We start from the raw sequence: 370 nt of genomic DNA, 5'->3' as shown, positions 1-370 counted from the left end.
GGTCGGCGGCCGACCTCTCGTCCAAGAACGACCGCAACGACGCGGCCAGGATGGCCAAGGCGATACTGTCGCACGACGTCGCCCCGGTATGGGTGCCGTCCCCCGAGATCGAGGGGCTCAGGGACCTCGCCGGGGCCCACGACGCCGCGACCGCGAGGCTCGCGGCGGCGAAGCAGCGGCTCCTGGCGTTCCTGGCCCGCCGCGGCTACGCCTACGGCGGCACGACGCCGGCCGGCAACCCCCGGAGGTACTGGACGTACGGCTTCCTCAGGTGGCTCGACGGCATACACCCCGCCGACGACGGCGGCATCCGGGCGCTTGCGGCGCTGAGGAACGAGGTCGAGGCGGCCGCCGAGACGCGCGACGACCT

Annotated in this window: 1 protein-coding gene; it reads left to right on the top strand. The window is 74.1% G+C overall.

The window, feature by feature from the left end; all coding sequences use genetic code 11:
* Positions 1 to 370 (top strand): IS110 family transposase (locus GPK39_RS09175; protein ID WP_215675179.1); only part of this gene is annotated, 370 nt, incomplete at both ends.

The sequence above is a fragment of the Collinsella aerofaciens genome (assembly GCF_018785245.1).
Taxonomy (GTDB): Bacteria; Actinomycetota; Coriobacteriia; order Coriobacteriales; family Coriobacteriaceae; genus Collinsella; species Collinsella aerofaciens_AD.
Note: the sequence above shows the minus strand (reverse complement) of the source record. Positions and strands in the feature narration are given on the sequence as shown.